We start from the raw sequence: 2653 nt of genomic DNA on the forward strand, positions 1-2653 counted from the left end.
CGACCCGGTCGCAGCCGGGTCCACGCCCGCGCCTAGCCCGGTCGCCGCCACGGCCACCGCGCCCGTCACGCCGTCGAGCTCCGTCCCCGCGCCGGTCCGACCGGCCCTGCTCCCCCAGGTGGCGGCTCCGGTGCTGTCCCTGGCTCAGGCCCCCGACGGCGATCACCGGATCACGCTCACCGTCTCGCCGGAGAACCTCGGTCCCGTCACCGTGCGGGCCCACATCGCCGGCTCCACCCTGCGCATCGAGCTGCAGGCCCCGAGCGAGATGGGCAGGGACGCCCTGCGCGCCCTCCTCGTCGATCTCCGCCGGGACCTCGCGGTCGCCGCGCCGCACGCCACCCTGAGCCTCAGCACCGGGGACGGCTCGTCCTCCTCGCCCCAGCACGGCGCGACGACGCACGGCCAGACCGGGAACGGCGACCCGGACACCCCGCGCCCGCCGACCACCCCGCGTCCCCCGGCCTCGGCGCCGACCGCTTCCCCGCCCCCGCCCGCACCGCCCGCCGCGCCCACCGGCGGCATCGACGTCTACGCCTGATCAGAGAGGACTCCATGACCACGGTCGACTCCATCACCGGCACCCTGCCCCCGGGTGCCACGCCGACGTCCGGTGTGCAGACCGGCAGCACGACGCCGGCGACAGAGCGCAAGAAGACCCTCGACTCGGAGGTGTTCCTCAAGCTGCTCGTGACCCAGCTCACCAACCAGGATCCGAGCTCGCCGATGAACACCAACGAGATGATCTCCCAGACGACGCAGCTCGCCTCGATGGAACAGCTGACGGCGCTCGCCTCGACCAGCACCGAGAGCTTCGCCCTCAGCATGCGGCAGACCGCCGCCGCCCTCCTCGGGCAGGAGGCGCAGTACGTCGACGCCGACGGTGTCACCCAGAAGGGCGTCGTCACCGCGGTCTCCTACGCGGGAGCCGTCCCCACCGTGACCATCGGCGAGAAGTCGATCCCCCTCGACGCGATCTCCGGCGTCTCCCTCGTCCCCGGCACCGCTGCCTGACCCCGCTCCCCAGAAAGGCACCACCATGCTCCGTTCCCTCTTCTCCGGAATCTCCGGACTCCGCTCGCACCAGACCATGCTCGACGTCACGGGCAACAACATCGCCAACGTCAACACGACCGGCTTCAAGGCGTCCTCCGTGCAGTTCCAGGACTCCCTCTCCCAGCTCCTGCGCAACTCGATGCTGCCGCAGCAGGCGGCCGGCGGGCAGAACCCCGCCCAGGTCGGACTCGGCGTGCAGGTCGCCGGCATCAGCACCAACTTCGCCGGAGGAGCCCCGCAGCCGACCGGCGTCCCCACCGACCTGATGATCTCGGGCGACGGCTTCTTCGTCGTCCGCTCCGGCGGCGAGACCCTCTACACCCGCAACGGCGGCTTCACCTTCGACGCGAGCGGCCGTCTCGTCGGTGCCGGCGGAGCCCTCGTCCAGGGCTGGACCGCGACCAACGGGGCGATCGTCCCCGGTCAGGGCATCGGGGACATCACGCTCCCCGTCGGCGCCCTCAGCCCCGCGGCCGCCACCACCACCGCGCGCGCCACCGGCAACCTGCCCTCCGGTGCTGCGGTCGGCGAGACGCTCGTGCGCGACATCAAGACCTACGGCGCCGACGGCTCCGCGTCCACCCTGCGGCTGACGTTCACGCGCAGCGCGACCGGGTGGGACGTCACCGACGGGGCGGGTGCGAGCACCGCACTGACCTTCACCGACGGGGTGCAGAACGGCGCCGGGAGCATCGTGTCGGGCGGCGTCACCGTCGACCTGTCCGGTGTGACCGGCTTCGCCGACGTCAACGACATCGCGATCAAGGAGCAGAACGGCAAGCCGGCGGGCACGCTGAGCTCCTACGCCCTGACGAACGACGGCAGCCTCGTCGGCACCTTCAGCAACGGCGACACCCAGGTGCTGGCACGCATCGCGCTGGCCGGATTCGTGAACCCCGGGGGCCTGGAGAAGGTGGGCTCCTCGCAGTTCCGCCCGAGCGGCAACTCCGGTCAGGCCGAGCTCGGGCAGCCGGGCACCGGCGGCCTCGGCGGCATCATCAGCGGCGCGCTCGAGATGTCGAACGTCGACCTCTCGCAGGAGTTCACGAACCTCATCGTCGCGCAGCGCGGCTTCCAGGCCAACGCCCGCATCATCACCACGAGCGACGAGGTGCTGCAGGAGCTCACGAACCTCAAGCGCTGACCCCTCCCGAGACCCCGTCTTCGCGCCGAAGCCCCGCCGTGTCCACGTGGATACGGCGGGGCATCGACGATAAAGCGGGGTTTCGCGGGGTTGGCCGGTCAGACGTAGATGCCGCGCTGCTCCATGAAGAGCACGGGGTTGGTGTACCCGCCGTTGATGTAGACCTCGAAGTGCAGGTGGCAGCCGAACGAGCGTCCCGTGTCGCCGGCGTAGGCGATGACCTGACCGGACTGCACCCACTGCCCGCTGCGGACGATGATGCCACCGGGCTTGATGTGCGCGTACCCCGTGCTGACGCCGCCGCCGTGCTGGATGCGCACGTAGTTGCCGTAGTTGCCGTTCGGGCCGGCGTAGTCCACCGTCCCGGAGTTCGCGGCGTAGATCGCGGCGCCGCAGCCGTTGGCGAGGTCGGCCCCGTAGTGGAAGCTCGACGAGCAGCCCTGCGGACCGCAG

General features: G+C 71.4%; 4 protein-coding genes. 3 read left to right on the top strand and 1 reads right to left on the bottom strand.

From position 1 onward, the window contains the following. The 3 genes from D8M34_RS17750 to D8M34_RS17760 all read left to right on the top strand — a co-directional run. Window positions 1-541: flagellar hook-length control protein FliK (locus D8M34_RS17750; RefSeq protein WP_148113082.1), on the top strand; the 541-nt coding region annotated here is incomplete at its 5' end. Window positions 542-555: 14 nt separating this feature from the next. After that, window positions 556-1014, top strand: a complete 459-nt coding sequence (locus D8M34_RS17755; RefSeq protein WP_025104356.1) for a flagellar hook assembly protein FlgD — start codon at window positions 556-558, stop codon at window positions 1012-1014. 25 nt (window positions 1015-1039) lie between these two features. Next, window positions 1040-2200, top strand: a complete 1161-nt coding sequence (locus D8M34_RS17760; RefSeq protein WP_025104357.1) for a flagellar hook protein FlgE — start codon at window positions 1040-1042, stop codon at window positions 2198-2200. Between the two features lie 98 nt (window positions 2201-2298). Here the strand turns inward: D8M34_RS17760 and D8M34_RS17765 are convergent. Beyond that, a partial coding sequence (locus D8M34_RS17765; RefSeq protein WP_148113083.1) for a M23 family metallopeptidase occupies window positions 2299-2653 on the bottom strand: 355 nt, incomplete at its 5' end.

It is taken from the genome of Microbacterium sp. HSID17254, from assembly GCF_003989315.1.
In the GTDB taxonomy this organism is placed as follows: domain Bacteria; phylum Actinomycetota; class Actinomycetes; order Actinomycetales; family Microbacteriaceae; genus Microbacterium.